The sequence below is a fragment of the Lysinibacillus xylanilyticus genome, from assembly GCF_001183605.1.
Lineage (GTDB): Bacteria > Bacillota > Bacilli > Bacillales_A > Planococcaceae > Lysinibacillus > Lysinibacillus xylanilyticus.
Genome location: NZ_LFXJ01000010.1, coordinates 206,518 through 226,041 on the forward strand (window position 1 = coordinate 206,518; position 19,524 = coordinate 226,041).

Consider the following 19,524-nt stretch of genomic DNA (forward strand, 5'->3'; position numbering starts at 1 on the left):
TGCTGAAGACCGCACAGCAATGAGCATTATTAACACAACTAAATATAAATATGAAGTAAGTAGGGGAAGAAGTAACAGTAATATCCGCTGAAATAAAAGAGCGCCAAGAACGTTGTGCTCTTGGCGCATCTACTCATTATTAAAAATCGAGCTTCATTAAATCACGAAGTTCGTCATCTTCTAACTCAGTTAACCATTGGCTTGATTGAATTAGTTCTTCTGATAATGCAGATTTTTGGGTTAGCATTTTATCGATCTTCTCTTCGATAGTACCAATTGTAACAAACTTATGCACTTGCACAAATTGTGTTTGGCCAATTCGATATGCACGGTCAGTCGCTTGATTTTCAACGGCAGGATTCCACCAGCGATCTGCGTGTAATACATGATTTGCCGCTGTTAAATTTAGCCCTGTTCCACCCGCTTTTAATGAAAGGATAAATATTGGGAAATCTCCTGCCTGAAAAGTCTCTACTAAGCGGTCACGCTGCTGCTTAGGCATAGCACCTGTTAAGAACGGTGCATCAATATTATATAGTTCACTAAAACAATGCTGTAGTAATTGCCCCATTCCGATATATTGTGTGAAAATGAGGCACTGCTCGCCGTTGTCCACGATTTCTGTAGCCATTTGCACAATGCGTTCTAATTTCGTAGAACGAGTGAGCATTGATTCGGCATCCTCGAAAGGTTCTTTTAAATATAAGGCAGGATGATTACATAATTGCTTTAACTTACTGAGCATCTTTAAGACGCGTCCCTTTTTTTGAAAGCCTGTTAATTGCTCTAGCTGATCGAGCGTCTCTAATATATATCCTTCATATAGAGATGCTTGTTCAGTTGTTAATGGGCAGTACGCATGAGACTCTTGTTTATCTGGTAAGTTGAGCTGTAAGTGTGGGTCACGCTTTGTACGACGCAGTAAAAATGGTTGAATTTTTGCACGTAGCTTTTGTTTATGTGACTCAGACTCATCTCGTTCTATCGGTAAAATAAATTCTTCATTAAAGCGACCAAAGCTACCTAAATAGCCTTTATGGATAAAGTCAAAAATAGCCCATAGCTCCGATAAACGGTTTTCCACTGGTGTACCCGTTAAAGCAATATGATGCGTCCCTTGTAATTTACGAATAGCCCTTGATTGTAGCGTTTGCATATTTTTAATATTTTGAGCTTCATCTAGTACAACTGTTGACCATTCTACTTCCTGTAAAAACTCTGCATCCTGTGATACCGTGCCATAGGTAGATAAAATCACATGTGGTTTTTCTCTTCCTACTAGCTGTTTAAAAGCGTCCTCCTTTGCTCGATTCGCCTGATAATGCGTATGCACATTCAAGGAAGGAGCAAAACGAGCGAGTTCCTTTTGCCAGTTGCCGAGCACGGACGTAGGACAAATAATGATGGATGGCTTTGTATCCTCAGTTGTTTCAAAAAGATGAAGCAAATAAGAAATAAGCTGAACCGTTTTACCAAGCCCCATATCATCGGCTAGGCATGCACCAAAGCCTTGTTCTCGCATGAAGACAAGCCATTCAAAGCCCTCATGCTGATAAGGGCGTAATTCTGCTTGCAAAGATGTAGGAACAGGTACTGTAGGCAGTCCTTTTTTCTCAGAAAGCTGCTCCATATAGGATTTAAGCGATTTTTGCAGTTCAAATGCAAAAATAGGGTCATCCCGCATTGCATCATCGGCATCTTCTTCTTCAAGAGGTAAGGATAAATCCTCTGGTAGCTCACGGAATAGCAATTCACGAACAGTCCAGCTTTCATCTTCAGCTTGCTGCATCAATGCACGCATTTCTTGCATCCAGTTTGCATCGACTCTAAACCATTCTGTACCAATACGAATGAATTCGCGTTTCTCATCTACAAGCTTTTTAAATTGCTCAGGTGAAATGGACTGTCCATTCATAGAAAACTGCCATTTGAACGTTAAAATATCATCTAGTCCAGCAACCTTCTTTGTCGCTACATTACCAGTACTGACACGAACACGCATTTTTGACTGTTTTAAATCCTTAAGCCAAGCAGGTAATACAACGTCAAAGCCGAGTGCTTGTAATCTTGCTAAATCTTCACGTAAAAATGTTCGAACTTGTAAATCGTCAAGCATAATACGGATGAAAATATCGCTACGTACATCTTCAATAGAAAGAAGATCTACAATTTGTCCTTGTTGTTGTTCAATAACTTCAGCAGACATTTGCCATTTTGCCGGTAGAGCGTCAGCGATTTGTAGTGACTGCTTTCGCATGGCAGGCGTCCAGTAGTTTTTGGCTGTAGCCGTACTAAGTACTGTTTCTAAAAGCCAAACATCTGAATCTTCCTCAGGCTCACTTAAGCGTAGGGAGACAGTAACTGCACCTGCTTGTCGTTCTTGCTCTAGTGGCCAGCCACCACGCAAGAAAAATGGCATTAGCTTTGGTAAATCAGACAGTACAAGACCTGCTTGAGCTAGTTTTTGCTGTACTGCCATTTCTAATAAAGCTGTATCTTCACCCTCTATAGGGAATGTTAGCGCGGAAAAATCATCTGCAATAACTGCGTGTGACCAAAGCGAGGGCTCCTGCCAATACGTTTGTATAGCAGACGCTTTTTCTAGCCACACCTGACTTTCTGCGTTCGCACCTTGCCATTCAATAAAAGGATGCAGATAGCGCTGTGAAAAAATATCAAGGAGCTCAGAGGTTGAGACGTCAATCGTACGCTCTGAACGGTTGGTTAATAAACCATAGACATTCGCTTCATAGTTAAAAAATAATGAAGAAATGAGTGAGTCTGCTTCCATTGCTGCACCATCAGCAGTAAATCCCTGTAACGTAAAATATCCTTCCTGTGCTGCATGAATACGAAGCTGTAGTTTTTTTGAAAACGGGGAAGGAGCATTTATAGTCATCATACTAAGTTTCCTTTCTCAATTTCTTCCTGTAATGCACGAAGTCGTTTATACTCTGCACGAATTGTTTGCATATATGTCTCAAAATAAGCAGTTTTACCAGCACGCTTTGCTGCACTACGCATACTTTTCCATATTCGTACAGCCTGCTTATAGTTCATACGTGATTTTTGTGTAATTTCAGTCATGGCATATAGATGATATAAGGGCAATACTGTTGCAGGCGCAACCTGAAGAACATCTTTCAATCCACACATTTCTAAATAAGAAAGGGAGGAGAGATTTAACTGATGGAGGGCTGCCCATTCACGGTAGCGTCCTTTTTTTATAAGAAAGAACGAAAACGGTTGGAGTCCATAAACACCAAATGCACTATATAATGTAGCTTCCTGTTCTTCAGTAAGCTGTATGTCTTCGTATAAAAGCTGAAATTGCCTTACATATTGAGCACGTTTTACAACTGGCACTGTTTGCTGTAAAAAGACTTCGGAAAATGGTAGCATTGCACGTAAAATAATTGACTGTGCATGTGATTCACCAGCACGTTTTGCAAAAGTAGCTAGCTCAAATAGGTCCTGCATATGTTGACCATCTACATGCGCAATGCTTTCCTGTAATAAACTTTCTTTTTGTAGCAACACATAAAATAGCAGTTTTAATGACTCCAAGGAAATCTCAGGTGAAGGATTCTCAAGATTATTTATAAGTGCTAATTCCTGTTCACGACGCGGCTTTTCATAAAAAAGCACTGCCCAAAGCAGCATATATACTTGTAGTCGATCAGCAAATAATCCTTGTCGTTCCAATAAAAACTCTCGAACTGATTCCTGAATCGCATCATAAAATGGATCAGTGGCAAAAAGTCGTGATCGACCCGTTAGCTCTGTCATTATACTTTCGAATGATTGAACACTTTGATCAATAAAATATTTCATATAAGGAGAATCCAACGAATGTCCTTTTGTCTCATTTAAATGACGCCATAGTGTATTAAAGATCGATAGCTCCATAAAAAGCTTATAAAGTGGCTGCCACTCACGCTCGAATGGCATATGCCGTTGGAGTCGCTCCATTGCATCTGTCCGTATAGCTGAGAGGCCATACCCTTCTAGAATACGCCCAGGTGGTAATAAACGTTTCATTACTTCATTGACCATTAACTTCCAGCTTTCTGGACTTCGTTCTTCTGCTAATGATTTTAATTGCACTGATTTTTGAGCGCGCCAAGCACTTGACCAATTTTGCACCGAATCAAAATACTGATAAAGAGCAAGCAATGCGCCAACCTGATGTCTACACCATTTCAGCTGGGGACAGTTACAGCGTAGCTCCTCTTTGGCAAAATCAATTTCTACAGTAGCAGGTCTGACATCCTGTACGCTAGCATATAATGTAGAACTTGCTCCATTAAAACGTTCAAAGACAACTGATTTATTCCGTACTGAAAAAACGGCACGACGCACTAGCTCTTCGTCTTCAGAAGAGGAAGGATGTAACGCCTGTTCAGCTTCCTGTAATCTGGCAAGGATAAATTCTTGATGCTCTTTAGCTAATTGGGCAATAGACAATGCCATAACCTCACTCCTTTCAAAATGTATAGCTAGTGGGTATGTGTAAGTATGAATAAAAAAAGACTGTCCTTCCATTATACGATTAAAATGCGTACATGATAAGCTGAATGATTTGAAATAAAAAAATCAAGGAGAAGATAGTTAACAAGATAATTGATTTGTGTTAAAATCTGAATAATCAGTTAAATAGGGAGGGATAAGGATGATGCAAGTTCAATATATGAAGCCATTTTACACAAAAATCACGGGAGACAAACTACGTCTCGTGTTTGCTTATCAATATTTCTCTATTTTAAAAGAGAATGAGATTTTCCATTTCATCCCCATCGAAGGTAAAGAGATGATTATCAACTTGAATACACAGCAAATTGAAAATATATCTGAGGTATTTGTTTTCCAGAAAGGGAATCGTTTTATCCGACTGCCATTATATCAATTATTATTAATTACAAATGTTCATGAGCATCTAACACCGATTCTTGAAAGCGCTACTCCGAAGCCTCAGTTACCACTTGTATCTTCAGTGACTGTTGGCGAAGTAGATCAGCTCATTACAGAATTGGAGCAGAAAAACATTGATTATTTAATCGACCAGGCATTACTAGATCATAATAAAGATCTCTTTTTTGAATTACTACAACAAAAGAACCATCAACTCGGAGGTTTCGAAAATTGAATACACAGTATTTTATTTAAGCACCCTTTTCGCATATGAGAAGTGGGTGCTTTTATCTTCATTAACAAGCATTTTTGTAGCGAAGGCAAAGCGTCAGTTGAAAGTTTTTAGTAATGTAAGTGTAGCGGCAGTTACAAATGTTTTTAGTAACGTAAGTGCAACGTCAGTTACAGAAGACTTCCACCTCTGAAGATGGTGAGATTTTTGTGGGTGTCCTGAAATAGAGGAGCTTAGGCTAAGAACTTCACATCCTGTGAAAATGCTAAGTGACCAACATTAAGCTGATGCTACGCTTACGCACAGACAAAACTATGTTTCTGACGCTATGCTTTCGCACATCTGTTGGCCAAAAGCCTCCACCGGATGTCTCGGATTTTGAAAGGAAGGATTCGTGCAAGCACAATCACGCCAATGCGGAATTGATATGGGTCTAAAGTCGAAAATGTGAAAAATGATTAAAAATCATTAATATATAGGACTTATTAAATTGGTATACATTACAAAAATTAGGTTAAAAGAATTTAACATAGACCGATATACATAACAATGGGGGGTGATGAAATGATGCTTGGAAAGTGGTCAGCGACGGGGATGTCAATTTTAAATAATATGAATAGTCATTACGGTGCAATGAGCAAGGCAATGCTTCGAATTTCTTCAGGCTACCGCATCAATAGTGCAGCGGATGATCCAGCGGGACTTGCGATTTCCGAAAAAATGCGTGCGCAAATTCGCGGCTTGAACATGGCAGCGAAGAATATCCAGGACGGTATATCACTTGTTCAAACAGCTGAGGGAGCACTAAATGAAGTACATGATATGATTCAGCGCATGCGTGAGCTCGCAGTCGAAGCGGCCAACGACACATTGACGGATAGTGATCGGGAGAATCTCGATTTAGAATATCAGGAATTAAAAAAAGAAATTCAGCGCATCTCGAAGGACACTGAGTTTAATACAAAGACATTGCTAAATGGGGATTATTCTACAAATGGTATTAAAATTCAGGCAGGTGCCAACGCAGGTCAAAACATTGAGATGTTTATTGGCGATATGGGTGCTGGAGCAATTGGCTTGGACGATAAGACATCCATTGCAACTCGTGAGGATGCCGATACAGCCATTTCCACAATGGAAGAGGCATTAAAGCGGGTATCAAGCGAGCGCTCAAGACTAGGTGCCTATCAAAATCGTCTAGAGCATGCGTATAACGCGAACGTAAACACGGCAGAAAACTTACAAGATGCTGAATCTCGCATTCGTGATGCAGATATCGCCAAAGAAATGATGAATATGGTGAAGGCCCAAATTTTAATGCAAGCAAGTCAATATGTGTTTGCATTGCATATGCAGCAGGCACAATCCATTTTAAAATTATTAGACCCACAAAAAAAATGATGAATTTCAATTTTTATTGAAATTCATCATTTTTACTTTCACTTTGTGAAAACCTCTAACGCTAATTTTGCTGTCTTCTCTGCTGCATCTTGGAACGCTTGGACTTTTTGACGCATATTTTCTTGGACGGTTGTTAATTGTTCAATTACTTTTACAGTTTGTTCAAACAATAAAGTCCCGTTCCAATCATCAACTTCAACATGTCCAATAATTGGCTGATCTACAATTTCAGCAAATGCATCGATTTTCGGATCATAAGAAATCGCAATAAATGGAGTAGAGTAAATGGATGAGAAAATTAATGAATGCAATCTCATACCAATTAGCAATTTAGACTGACCAATCACCGCAATTTTTTCTTCGATCGATAAATCAGCAGGGGCTATCATACTCTTTTCTTGCATAAGTGCTGCTACTTCTTGTGAAGACTTTGCATCATGCTCACCATGCATTGGCAAGAAGACAATCTGTTCACCATGACGTACTAATTGATCTAGGCTGTCCGCTATTTTTTGCTTGTAATCTACCGTTGATGGCCAGTCACGAACACTTATAGCAATATAAGACTTTGCTGATAAGGACTCATCTGCTAGCCAGTTAGTATGGAAGGTGCTACCGTTAAGGCCGATAACTGGATCTGGCACTATTAAAGCTTCGTTTTTGACACCTATCTCTGTTAAAAGAGACTGTGAGGCTTTATCTCGTACCGTTATTTTTTCTACCTTATTAAAGGCTTTGCGGACAATCCATTTACTTAAAGGATGATTGATTGGACCCATACCTTGGGCGTAAACAAATACAGGTTTTTTTAACCATTTTGCTATTTGAATCACGCCCGCATAGTAAGGAATCGTCTTCATCCCGGTTTGGTCTTGCATGAGGCTTCCGCCACCACTAATGAGTCCATCAGCTGTTTTTAGTACTTGTCTGATTTCGTTCATTTTCCAACGATTCACGGCCTTAACACCGTATGTTTTTTCAGTAGCCGCTGGATTATTCGATAATACAGTAATGTCTATATCACTTTGACATTTTCTTAAAGCTTGGATAATGGAAAGCAGAATCGCATCATCGCCAACATTATCGAATCCGTAGTAGCCAGACAATACAACATGCATTATGACCACCTCGCGATTGCTTTAGAAATAAAACGGTAACCTATCTTGAAAATTAAGATAAACACTAGTCCTACGACAAAACCAAGTGAAACGCTATAAAGTGTACGTAATGCCGACACAGCAACAGGGATGTGTAAATGTGTAAAGGTATTAACGATAGACAAGAATCCAATAACTCCTGGTACTAGAAGGATACTGCCCCATTTTCGATTAATGCCCATCACATATAGCGCTAAAACAAAGAATGGGAAACCAATTAAAAATTCCTTAGTTCTTGGTCGAACATATAGTATATTCTCAAGCCATTGTCTAAATGCCAATTCCGCATTACTAACAGAACCAGAATTACCTGTTCTACTGATATAGAATAATCCTATTCCTGCAACGACAATTAGCAGTAAAACATGCCAATATTTTAAATCTCTATTTAATAATGTAACGGTATTCGAAAGTGTTTTCTTAAGATCTTGATCAACTATACGGTTTAGTTCCAGCATCACAAATAATAATATACCTGCGATTGGAACAACATAAACAAGCTTAACGCCTTTAAATGCTTCAAAGCCTGTCATAAATGCATTGCCGTTTAATAACCCAATGACAATAACGATACCAATGACGCTAATACCTACTGCTTTCAGATATTGTAATAATATCGAAGCGATATGAGTAGAGCCCTTAGCTGCTTTAATAACTGCAAATGTTGGGGCCATAACTGCAATAATTAACGCGAATGCTTGTAAGAAAATAGTACTTTTCAGAAGTAAGTATCCTATGGCTAAAGCACTCATAAATACAACTGCTGTTATACGAAGAGGCATCCATTTCACTAGTTCTGACATAAGGTAAGTAAATAGTATACCTGCTAATAAAACAAGTGCCGTTACCCATGTTGGTACTGCAACAACATCAAACAGTTCTGGGGTACCAGACTTGAAATGATTTGGCATCTGCTTTTGAACACCAGTTAAATAATCAATTGTTTCCGCCAAATTTTTCTCGGCATTACCTTTTGTTTGAATATGATAGAAGATAGAACGAATATTTCTCTCTTTCACTGCGCGTGTTGTACGATCAATGCTTGCATTAAGCTTTAACTTTGTCTCTCTGTTTACATTGATGCTGTGCAAGCGAATCATATTATAATTTGTACTTTTTGCAATTTTGTCTTCACCCTTAAGGGGATTGCTTTCAATTGTGTAGAAATAATAGCCTGCCTTACTTAGCTTTTCAACCATTGCATTACCTGAATTCTGTCCAAATCCGATTGCCTCAGTACCTGAACCAAGTAAACGGCCTGCAGAGGAATCTTTTAATTCAAGCAATTGCTTAACGATTTTTTCGTTGGCCACTTTATTGTTTGCATTTTCTACTTTAAAGATGAGGGACAGATCGTGCTTGTTGATCATGTCCATTGCAAGCTTATCGTAACCAAGTGGTGTTTTTAAATCATAACGATGGTTTGAACTCGGAAGAAAATAGAAAGACTCATCTCCTATTTGTACTTCTTCTGGCTGAATGCTGTCCTTAATGAGCTGTTGATAGCTTGCATCTTCAGGAACGCTAATATAGTATCCACCCTTATTAACATCAACAGCACCTTTATAAGGTGTGAAACGTAGTTGTGCCGCTAATTCACTTTCATTGTAAGTGGAAATTAGTCCTTGATGTTCCATTTCCTTCAATGATAAAGGCTCAAGGCTAACTGTTGTAAGCCCTGCATCTTTTAAAGAGGAAAGGATTTTATCCATTGTTAAATCGCTTTCCTTATTTACTGTTTGTATTTCATCATAGGGAATAACTATTTCATACGAATTATTCGATTGCTCAGCATTCCAACGCATCATGATTCCAGGTGAAGCTATGATGAGCAATAGGACCACAATTCCCCAAAGCCATTTCTGTTTCGACATAAATTTTCTACCTCTCTTATTTATGAAAACCTTTTTCCGATAATCGGGATTTTCTTTAAATCTTGTTTATTAATGGCTTTCATTAGCCATAATAATAGGAAATAAATAACACTTCCAATTACAATCGCAACAGCTAGATAACCCGTTGCCCACATTCTTGACCACTTCTCAAAATCAAACCATAGTGTAGGTAATCCGACTGCAGCTCCCATTAGGATAGAAGATAGGATGATTTTGATAGTATCTTTCCCAAATACAGTGAAGCGAATTGTACGATAAATAAAAATAGAATTTACAATAAATAAAACAAAATAAACAAATAATGTTGCATATGCAGCCCCATCTAATCCGAAGCCTTGGATAAAGAAGATGTTTGAAAATATCTTTAGTACAACACCAATAATAATGATGATGGCTCCTGTTTTTGCAGCATTCATCCCTTGTAAAATCCCTGTACCAAGTAGTGTCAAAGATGTAAATACAGAGCTGAGGTTAATAATCGCTAACATTAAGCTTCCCTCTAAGTCTGTGAAAAGAGCAAGGTTTAAAGGTAAGGTTAATGCTAGTAACCCTAAAGCAGCTGGCCAGGAAATAAGATGTGTAATACGGTGCGTTTGCTCAATAATCCCACGTGTTTCATCTAATTTACGTTCTGCTATTTTTGTCGTAATTAGTGGAACAAGCGGTAAAATGATTGAAGACGCAAAAACAGTTGTAATTTGAACAAGCGTTAATCCTCGACCGTAAATCCCATAAAGGAAACTAATTTCACTTGAGTCAGCTCCAGCACTTCTTAAGCCATACGTTACTGTAAATGAGTCAACAAAGTTAAATAGTGCCATTGTGACAGAACCGATGGCAATCGGAATCGATATTTTTAAAATTGTCTTACCCCAGGATGAGAAATCGCTAAATGTATATTTCTCCTTGCTGGTCACTTTTACAGATGAGCGGAAATATTTCAAGCGTAAATAGAAGAGGGATGCAACAGCCCCAATTACAGAGCCTGCCATAACACCCCCAGCGACAATATCATTGGAATAATCCATTGCAACTAGGAAATAGGCAACAATTAAAATTAGAGCAACACGCACTAACTGTTCAATTACCTGAGAGATCGCAGTCGGACGCATATCCCCATAGCCTTGGAAAAATCCACGATAGACAGCCATATAAGGAGCAACGAGCAATGTAAGACCAACAACAATTAACGCAATTTTTGTCGACGGGCCCCCTAAAGCATTTGCGATTTCAGTTGAAAAGCCAAAAATGATTGCAAAACTTAAGACGCCAAAGCATAGTGCTAGGATGCTTGCCGTGACATAAATTTTCTTCACTTTATCTGTGTCTTTTTTTGCATTGGCCTCCGCAATAAGCTTCGAGATGGCAATAGGTATTCCAGCTACTGATAAATAGAGTGCCACCATATAGACTGGATACACTAAACTGAATATACCAAGTACCTCATCACCAGCTATATTTTGGAGTGGAATTCGGAAAATACTACCGATAACCTTAGAAAGCAACGTAGCAACTGTTAGGACAAGTGTGCTTTTGACAAATGTTGACTGACTCATTTTGGTGCACCCTGACCTTTAATTTTTAATGCGAAAACCTTTAAAGCAAATCGAGGAAGGACAAGCATTCTTCCAAAACGACTTGGTTGACGAAGTAGTCGGTAGAGCCATTCGAGATTTAGTTTTTGCCAGATTACAGGAGCACGTTTGACTGTTCCTGCAATAACATCAAAGGAACCACCAACACCCATAAATACACCTTTGCTAAATTGATCTAGATTTTCAGTAATCCATTTCTCTTGTCTTGGCACTCCTAATGCAACAAATACTAGGTCAGGCTTTGATGCTGCAATTTCATTCGCAATATCATTCTTGTTCCAATCAAAAAATCCATCATGATAGCCTACTATGTCGACATTTGGATATGTTTGATTGATATTTTTTATGGTCTTTTCGAGCGTTTCATTTTGCGCGCCTAACAGATAGATTTTAAAGCGCTTTTTATTGCCGACTTCCAAAAGTCGTACCATCGTGTCGTAACCAGTGACACGCTCAGGAAGCGGATCACCAAGTATTTGTGCAGCTTTCACAACGCCAATACCATCTGCACAAATGTAAGTAGCTTGCTTCAGATAATTCATGACAGTAGGACTTTCATTTGCCTGCATCACGACTTCGGGATTTGCTGTAATAACGAATGTCTTTTCTTCATGTTCAATACGATTAACGAGTAAATCAACAAACTCTTGCTGATTACTATGTAAAAAGGGTACCCCCATAATCGTTACATGCTTCATATAGTGTTCAAACCTTTCTTTATTTCCTTTTTCACTTCTTTCAGCGGGTGTTTGAACACCCGCTGAAATAGAGGAACTCAGTCTAAGAACGCCACGTCCTGTGGCAATGACCGAGTGACCAACATCATGTTGCTGCCGCTGCGTTAGCACTACGCTTTCGCACAAAAAACATCGTGTTGCTGCCGCTGCGTTAGCACTACGCTTTCGCACAAAAAACATCTGTTGGCCCAAAGCCTCCGGACGCAATTATGGCGAGGCATAATTGCATAATTGATCTGCAATCTATCATACCACAAAAGCAATATTGACAGGAAATTTTCGGTGATTGCTTGGCATTGCTGTCAGGACAATGGTATTAGGTGAATCGTGAAGAAGAAGGGGAAGGAAAAGCGCAAATTGCATTTTTAATATTACCTTTCAAAAGGCGGTAGAAGTAATAAGATATTATGAGTACATAAGCCTAAAAAACATGAGTTTCTTCTATTATATATAGCATATAAATGTTATAGGGAAATATTGCGTATCATCATGGGGGAATATGAGCTTTTCGTGGGTGAACATAAAGAAAGAGTGCGAATTGAAATATTCGCACTCAGCTTATCTTAAAAACTTATTTTGAATCAAGTGATTCATTTTTTACAATATAATCACTATGAACCCATCCAGTTTTACCATTAAAGATAACCTTATACCAGTTACCATTTTTCACAAAATCACCATTGTCATCTACAACACCAATGATAAAGCCCTTTGGTTTTACTGTACCTAATATGGAAGACGTAGTAGATGGCTCGCTTCTTACATTTAGAGTGATGTTCATATCGACAATCTGTAATCCATTTTTCAGGCTTACATAATCATCAAATATCCATCCTTCTTGTCCATCCACTTTGACTTTGTACCAACCGCCATTTTCACCGAGCACAGTGAAAGATGTATCTTTTGGTAATTTCTTGATGATGGAAGAAGCATCCGCTGTATTCGGATAAGTTCTCATATTTAGGTCGTTAACCGTAGCCTGTCCAGTGGCCCCAGCTAAAGCTGTATCTACCGCATATTGCTTTGCAGGAGTAGGTAACGAAGCAGGGGATGACTGGTTTTGATAGACAGGAACGTCAAATACTAAGTTAGTCGTAGTATCTGCGCCAGTTATTTCATAAATGTCATAAATCTTTTGTGCTTGAAGCACTGCCCACATAACATGAGTTGCATACTGATGGACTGTTGGTTTATCAGGATTCCAACGCATTTTATACAATGTGTCCTGCCCAGTACTAATATATTGATCTTTCACAAATTGTGCCCCACCAATAATAGCATCATTGATCGTAAACCATCCATTTGTATAAGCACGTTCAGCACCATATTTATTGGCGTTTGCATCAACGGCCCCAATGCCATATACATTGTATGTTTTCTTAATAGCAGTCAGGCTATCTCGATTTTCAGTCGTTACCATTACTGCTTTACCGTCCTTATCGAGTCCAACTTCAATACCATTTGCCAGTGCTGAAGCTCCATTGGCTGTTTCATGCAATGCATGTGATATCAAATAGATGGCATTCACATTATGATCAACACCTGACTGAATAAAGGCGTCTGCTGTACCGACTAAACTTCCTTTATTATAGAGAACTTTTTCGTTGATCGCTTTCGCATTTAGATTAGTAACAGCCGTCGATAATTTTAAAAATTGATAATAGGAAGGACTATCCTGCATAAAACTTTTAGGGTGAACATAGTATGACACTAGTGCCTCGCTAGCTGTGAAAATGCCAGCACCATCTACTTTTGGATTATTCTTTGCCTGTTTATCCACCACTGCAGTGAAGTCCTGTGAGTAGTTGGTAGTGGTATATTGCTTGCCACCAACTTCAGGCGCATCTAAATGTATCAATCGATAGAGTACAGTAGCTGACTCAGCACGTGTTGCTTGGGCAAGTGGCGCAAATGTATTGTTCGGCTTACCAACAATAAGCCCTAACGACACGACTTCTTGTACATCGGCATAGGCCCATTTAGCGATACTAGCATTGTCATTAAACTTAAGAGGGGAAGCGGTCGTCTTAATGTTTTGGTAATCGAGAGCTCTTTTTAGCATGGAAGCCATTTGCTGACGATCAATGTTAGCCTTTGGATTAAACTTTCCTTTATCATCGCCTTTGACTAATTGATAGTAACTGGCTTGCTTTATGACATCGTAATACCAATCTCCTTCACGAACATCCAAGAAGTTAGGTTTCGTAGATACTTCTGGTAAGTCAAGTGATCTTACTAGAAAGGCGGTGAATTCAGCACGAGTAACGGAATCATTCGGACGATAATTACCTGAATCATCACCTTTCATTAAATCGTGGGTAATAAGATAGTTCATTTCATAGTAGGCCCAGTGTTTAGATATATCTTCTGCTGCTACATTTATAGGTGCTAAATATAACATTGCTATAAGCATGGCCCCGAAAATAGAGAATTTACTTTTCATTCTTTAAGCTCCTTTCAATAGTTGATAGGATTCTATCAAGCTACCAAAAGTTTAGCATAAATATAGACGATTTATTGTTACAACATGGGAACAGATCCTTTTTTACAGTAATAATAATGAAGGAAAAAACATTCCTGCTTTGGAAATCACGTTATATATTTCTGTTTCTTTACAATTGTGACTAATTATTTACGGAAGTCTTTAAAATTTGACAATTTCGTATCTATTCCAGAAAATGCTTGGATAATGTTGAGAGTCAGGTATAATAGGAAATGGTTCTATATGTTACCAACCTGAATAAGGTAAAAATATTGGTGTATAATGGTTACCATAATATTCACGGTAAAAAAATCTTCTATATCTAAATTTATGTTAGAATGCTTGAATTTAGAGAAGGATAGTGTTATATTATTGTAGAAAGTGAATAAATTAACTAGAATGGTATTCTACTACTCTTTTTCTAGTTAAATTACTAAAAAAATTTGCTTGTAGGTTTTATATTATTCAATGAGGCTATAATACATACATTTTGGTAACAAGCAGTACTATAGTTTTCGTTAGGATAATACCAATTTAAAGGAAATGTTAGGGAGGAATACAATAATGGCAAAGCAAAACAAAGGCCGTAAGTTTTTCGCGGCATCAGCAACAGCAGCACTTGTTGCATCAGCAATCGTTCCTGTAGCATCAGCTGCAACAATCAAGGACTTCGATAAAGTAGCACCTTACGCTAAAGAAGCAGTTCAAGCTCTAGTTGACGCTGGAGTAATCACAGGGGATGAAAAAGGAAACTTCAACCCAACTAACACAATTACTCGTGCAGAAGCAGCTAAAATCTTCGCAGGCGCGTTAGAATTAAAAGCAGAAGGTTCTGTAGATTTCAAAGACGTTAAAAAAGACGCTTGGTACTATGATGCTATCGCAGCAACTGTAGAGTACGGAATTTTTGAAGGTGTAAGTGCAACTGAATTCGCACCAACTAAACAATTAACTCGTTCAGAAGCAGCTAAAATTCTTGTAGAAGCTTTCGAATTAGAAGGTGAAGCAGATCTTAAAGATTTCGCTGATGCATCTACTGTTGCACCATGGGCTAAATCTTACCTAGAAATCGCTGTTGCAAACGGCATTATCAAAGGTTCTGAAGTAAATGGTAAAACAAACCTAAACCCAAAAGCATCAATCACTCGTCAAGAATTCGCAGTAGTATTCTCTCGTGCTCTTGAGCTTGCAGATACAACTGTAAAAGTTGACAAAGTTGAAGTAGTTGACGCTAAAACATTAAACGTAACTTTAACAGATGGTACTAAAGAAACTGTTACTTTAGAAAAAGCTTTAGAGCCTAACAAAGAAACAGAAGTTACTTTCAAAATCAAAGATGTAGAATACAAAGCAAAAGTTACTTACGTTGTAACTACAGCTACTGCTGTTAAATCTGTATCTGCAACTAACCTTAAAGAAGTAGTAGTTGAATTCGACGGTACTGTTGATAAAGAAACAGCTGAAGAAGCTTCAAACTACACTTTAAAATCAGGTAAAGCAGTTAAATCTGTTAAGTTATCTGATGACAAGAAAACAGCAACTGTTACAGTTGTAGGAACTCTTGCAAATAACAAAGCTGATGCAATTAGCATTTCAAATGTAAAAGCTGGCGATAAAGTAATCAATGTGAAAAACGTTGAATTTACAGCAGTTGATAACAAATTACCAGAAGTTACAGCAGTTAAATCTTTAGGAACAAAATCAGTGAAGCTTGAATTCAGTGAGCCAGTTAAAGGTTTACAACAATCTAACTTTACTTTAGATGGTAAAGCTTACTTCGGTAAAATTACTATGGGCGCTAACGATCGTTCTGTTATCTTAACTCCATTCAGTTCAACTGCTCTTTCAGTTGGTGATCATAAACTAACTACTACTGGTGTTAAAGATTATGCTGATTTCGTTTCATTATCTTCAACTCACGACTTCAAAGTTGTAGAAGATAAAGAAGCTCCAACAGTAACTGAAGCAACTGCAACTTTAGAATCTGTTACTTTAACATTCTCTGAAGATGTTGATGTTGAAACAATCAAAGCTTCTAACGTTTATTGGAAGTCTGGAGATTCTAAGAAAGAAGCTCATGAATTTGAAGCAATTGCTGATAACAAATACAAATTCTTCTTTAAAGAAGAAAAAACTCTTCCAACAGGTAAAGTAGATATTTTTGTAGAAGGCGTTAAAGACTTCTCTGATAACCAAATTGCAAAAGATACAAAAGTTACTGTAACTCCTGAGATTGATCAAACTCGCCCAGAAGTGAAAAAAGTAACTGTAACAGATGCACGCGTTATTAAAGTAACATTCTCTAAAGCACTTAACTCAACAAGTGTAGAAGATGTGAAAAACTATACTGTATTAAATAAAGACGGTAAAGTTGTTTCAGTTCAAAATGCAAAATTAGACCCGAATGATTCTAAAACTGTAATCATCAACTTATATTCAGATCTTTCTACAGGTGAAAATAAACTTACAATTAAAAACCTTAAAGATGCTACTAAGCTTCAAAACACAATGCTTGATTACAGTGATAAAATTGTAAGAGGCGACAAAGACGCTCCTGAATTTGATTCAAAAGTTGTTAATACAAAAGAACGCCGTGTAGTTCTTACATTCAACAAGAAAATGAATGTTGATACTTTAGTTGATTATTCAAATTATCTTGTGAAAGTTGACGGTAAATTACAAACTTTATCATCAGATTTAGCTGATATTTCAGTAATGCAAGATGGTACTACTGTAGTTATTACATTCGCAGAAACACGTGATGGAAAAACTGTTGATTTTGTAAATGCTGGTTCAGGTAAAGCTAATGTATCAGAATTACAAGTACTTGGAGTAAAAGATGTTGCAGGTAACTTATTAAAAGAATTTGCAGATACTACAACAGGTACTGGAAAAAATATCATTAAACTAGAAAAATCAACTGATTTAGCTTTAGCTGATATCAACAACAAAGACTATGCTGGTATGAAAGCAGAGTTAGTTGATAAAAATACAATTAAAGTTAAATTAAACGCAGGTGTTAAATCTGCTTCTACAGGAGCATTCTCTTACGAAATTGCCGGTGTTGAACAAGTTAAGGATGTAGAAATCGACGGTACTTCAACTGTAAAAGTTAAGTTCAAAGATGGTGTTCTTGGAACTTCTGCTGCTGATTTAAATTTAAAAGTTGATTTTGCTAAACTTGTAACACTTGCTGGAAACACTCCAGAAGGTTCTGATTTCATTAAAGTAACTTCTACATCTACTAACTTATTAGATTCTGTAAAACCAGAAATTACTGATAAAGGTGTTTACGAGGTAGATGGTAACAAAATTACAATCAATTATTCAGAAGCATTAAAACTTGATGAAATTGCTGCTGGCAACCAAGATTTAATCGATGCTGATTTCCTTATTACTCGTGTATCTGACAATAAGGAATTAAACGTTGCTCAATACGATGTTGCTGTAAACGGTAAAAAACTTGTAATTACACTTACAGATGGTCGTAAAGTAGACACATCTTATAAAGTATCTGTAAAAGAATCAGCTAAATATGTAATTGATCACTCAGTTGCTAAAAATACACTTACAAAATCAACTGGTGAATCTGCATTAGTAAAAGCTACTGCTAATGCTAATGTTACTGGTACACAAAAAAATACAGCTCAAGGTGTTGCTCCAACTGAAGCAAAACTAGCTGTAGCAGGTATTGATACAGTAACATTTACTAATGCATTTCTTGCAGGTGAAAAAGTAACAATTGATAGTATTGATTTACCTCTTGTTACTGGTGGAACTCCTGCTGCCACTGCAACAGAAGTTGCTGCACTAGTTGCTGCTAATGCTACTTTAAATGCAAAGTATACAGTAGCTGATGATTTAGCTGGAAAATTAACTTTCACTGAAAAAGCAGGTAAAGAAGATGCAGCAGTATTAACTGCTACAACTAATTCTGTAGCTGGTAAAACAGTTGCAGCATCAACAACTGTTGGAGCTCCTGCAGTTTCAGCAACTACTGGAACAAAGCAAGTTGAAACATTAACTGTTGGACCTGCAAATTATGCTGGAGATATTAAAGTAACATTTACTGCTAATGGTAAAGATGTTGTTAAAACTGTAAAGGTTGCTGCTGATGATACTGCAGCTGTAGTATCATCTAAAATCAAAGATGCATTTGCAACTGATTTTACAGGTTGGGCTGTAACTAATACAGGTGCTGATGTTGTATTTACAGCTGATACAGCTGCAGCTAATACAACTGTTACAGTAACAGTTGGTAACTAATTTTTAGTTATTTGATTTCTCAATTCTATTAAATAGAATATGAATTTAAAAAAGTCCTGTAGAGAGTAATCTTTACAGGACTTTTTTCTTTTACTAGAATAATTAAGTACCATAGATCTCCAATTTCTAGTCTTTGAACATACTATATACTAACCTGTAGATAAATGAATAAAAGCCCCATTTCTATGGCAGGGATAGGGCTTTTTCTAGTATAAGAAGATAATGTGGATTAGGATTGAAGGAAATAATAAGCGAAAAATTTTTTAGATTCGTCATGTGAAGTTCGTCTATTTAGATTAGAGGCTTTAGTTTTCAATGTTGAGTTTATAGAAATTAAAACACATGTCTATAATGTGAGTTGTATGCTTACATTTGATTTCTTGTAAGCATTTTTATATACAAATCCTATTTAAAGGACAGTGAATTGAGGATAGTGATACTTTATTACTCCAAAACAATTTTGCTTAATTATACAACAAAGGTAAAGGAGGAAAGTCCTTAGCGATTTACTAAATCTCTTACAGTCTTATCGTATAATCGATAAATAACAGACATAATCGCCTCGTTCTATTTCATCAACAAATTCAACTACTTGTTCGTCTTCAACGTTTTCCACATTTTTAACTTCCACTAACGAAAAACACCTCCTCTTATAAAGAATAGGCCTACTTTTATTTTTTTACATGAGAATGCTTTTATAATTGTTCCATCAATAGCTCAGTTTTGTAATGTTAAAATGTCTTAAGTTTTTTCTAAAAGAAGCTTTTTCAATTTATGTTTTGTATTTTAATGCATAAATATAGATATGCATATAGATTATATTTCGAATGAACACTTAAACTTTTCCT

Annotated in this window: 10 protein-coding genes; 3 read left to right on the forward strand and 7 right to left on the reverse strand. The window is 37.3% G+C overall.

Annotated features, from left to right (window positions below):
* Positions 1 to 139: 139 nt before the first annotated feature.
* Entirely contained in the window at positions 140 to 2,902 is a 2,763-nt protein-coding gene (locus ACZ11_RS18640; RefSeq protein ID WP_082172842.1) for a DEAD/DEAH box helicase, read from the reverse strand.
* Complete coding sequence (locus ACZ11_RS18645; RefSeq protein ID WP_049668045.1) at positions 2,899 to 4,473, reverse strand: hypothetical protein; 1,575 nt, start codon at positions 4,471 to 4,473, stop codon at positions 2,899 to 2,901. The genes ACZ11_RS18640 and ACZ11_RS18645 overlap by 4 nt, the downstream gene beginning before the upstream one ends.
* Positions 4,474 to 4,672: 199 nt before the next feature.
* Here ACZ11_RS18645 and ACZ11_RS18650 point away from each other — a divergent pair, with 199 nt between their 5' ends.
* Entirely contained in the window at positions 4,673 to 5,146 is a 474-nt protein-coding gene (locus tag ACZ11_RS18650) for a hypothetical protein (RefSeq protein WP_049668046.1), read from the forward strand.
* Positions 5,147 to 5,710: 564 nt separating this feature from the next.
* A complete protein-coding gene (locus ACZ11_RS18655) occupies positions 5,711 to 6,544 on the forward strand; it encodes a flagellin N-terminal helical domain-containing protein (RefSeq protein ID WP_049668722.1) in 834 nt (277 codons plus the stop codon).
* A gap of 38 nt (positions 6,545 to 6,582) precedes the next feature.
* On the opposite strand, the gene csaB is transcribed toward ACZ11_RS18655, so the two are convergent.
* The 5 genes from csaB to ACZ11_RS18680 form a co-directional block, all read right to left on the reverse strand.
* Positions 6,583 to 7,662, reverse strand: coding sequence for a polysaccharide pyruvyl transferase CsaB (gene csaB, locus ACZ11_RS18660; protein ID WP_049668047.1), 1,080 nt, complete (start codon positions 7,660 to 7,662; stop codon positions 6,583 to 6,585).
* Positions 7,662 to 9,575, reverse strand: a complete 1,914-nt coding sequence (locus tag ACZ11_RS18665; RefSeq protein WP_049668048.1) for a DUF5693 family protein — start codon at positions 9,573 to 9,575, stop codon at positions 7,662 to 7,664. Before ACZ11_RS18665 ends, csaB begins: the two co-directional genes overlap by 1 nt.
* 20 nt (positions 9,576 to 9,595) lie before the next feature.
* Positions 9,596 to 11,152: a putative polysaccharide biosynthesis protein gene (locus ACZ11_RS18670; RefSeq protein ID WP_049668049.1), complete on the reverse strand. Its 1,557-nt coding sequence runs from the start codon at positions 11,150 to 11,152 to the stop codon at positions 9,596 to 9,598.
* Positions 11,149 to 11,871 carry a WecB/TagA/CpsF family glycosyltransferase gene (locus ACZ11_RS18675; RefSeq protein WP_049668723.1) on the reverse strand — a complete coding sequence of 241 codons (723 nt, stop codon included), beginning with the start codon at positions 11,869 to 11,871 and terminating at the stop codon, positions 11,149 to 11,151. The genes ACZ11_RS18670 and ACZ11_RS18675 overlap by 4 nt, the downstream gene beginning before the upstream one ends.
* 628 nt (positions 11,872 to 12,499) lie before the next feature.
* Positions 12,500 to 14,371 carry an S-layer homology domain-containing protein gene (locus tag ACZ11_RS18680; RefSeq protein ID WP_049668050.1) on the reverse strand — a complete coding sequence of 624 codons (1,872 nt, stop codon included), beginning with the start codon at positions 14,369 to 14,371 and terminating at the stop codon, positions 12,500 to 12,502.
* A gap of 603 nt (positions 14,372 to 14,974) precedes the next feature.
* On the opposite strand from ACZ11_RS18680, the gene ACZ11_RS18685 reads away from it, so the two are divergent.
* Positions 14,975 to 18,676, forward strand: a complete 3,702-nt coding sequence (locus tag ACZ11_RS18685) for an S-layer homology domain-containing protein (RefSeq protein ID WP_049668051.1) — start codon at positions 14,975 to 14,977, stop codon at positions 18,674 to 18,676.
* Positions 18,677 to 19,524 lie beyond the last annotated feature (848 nt).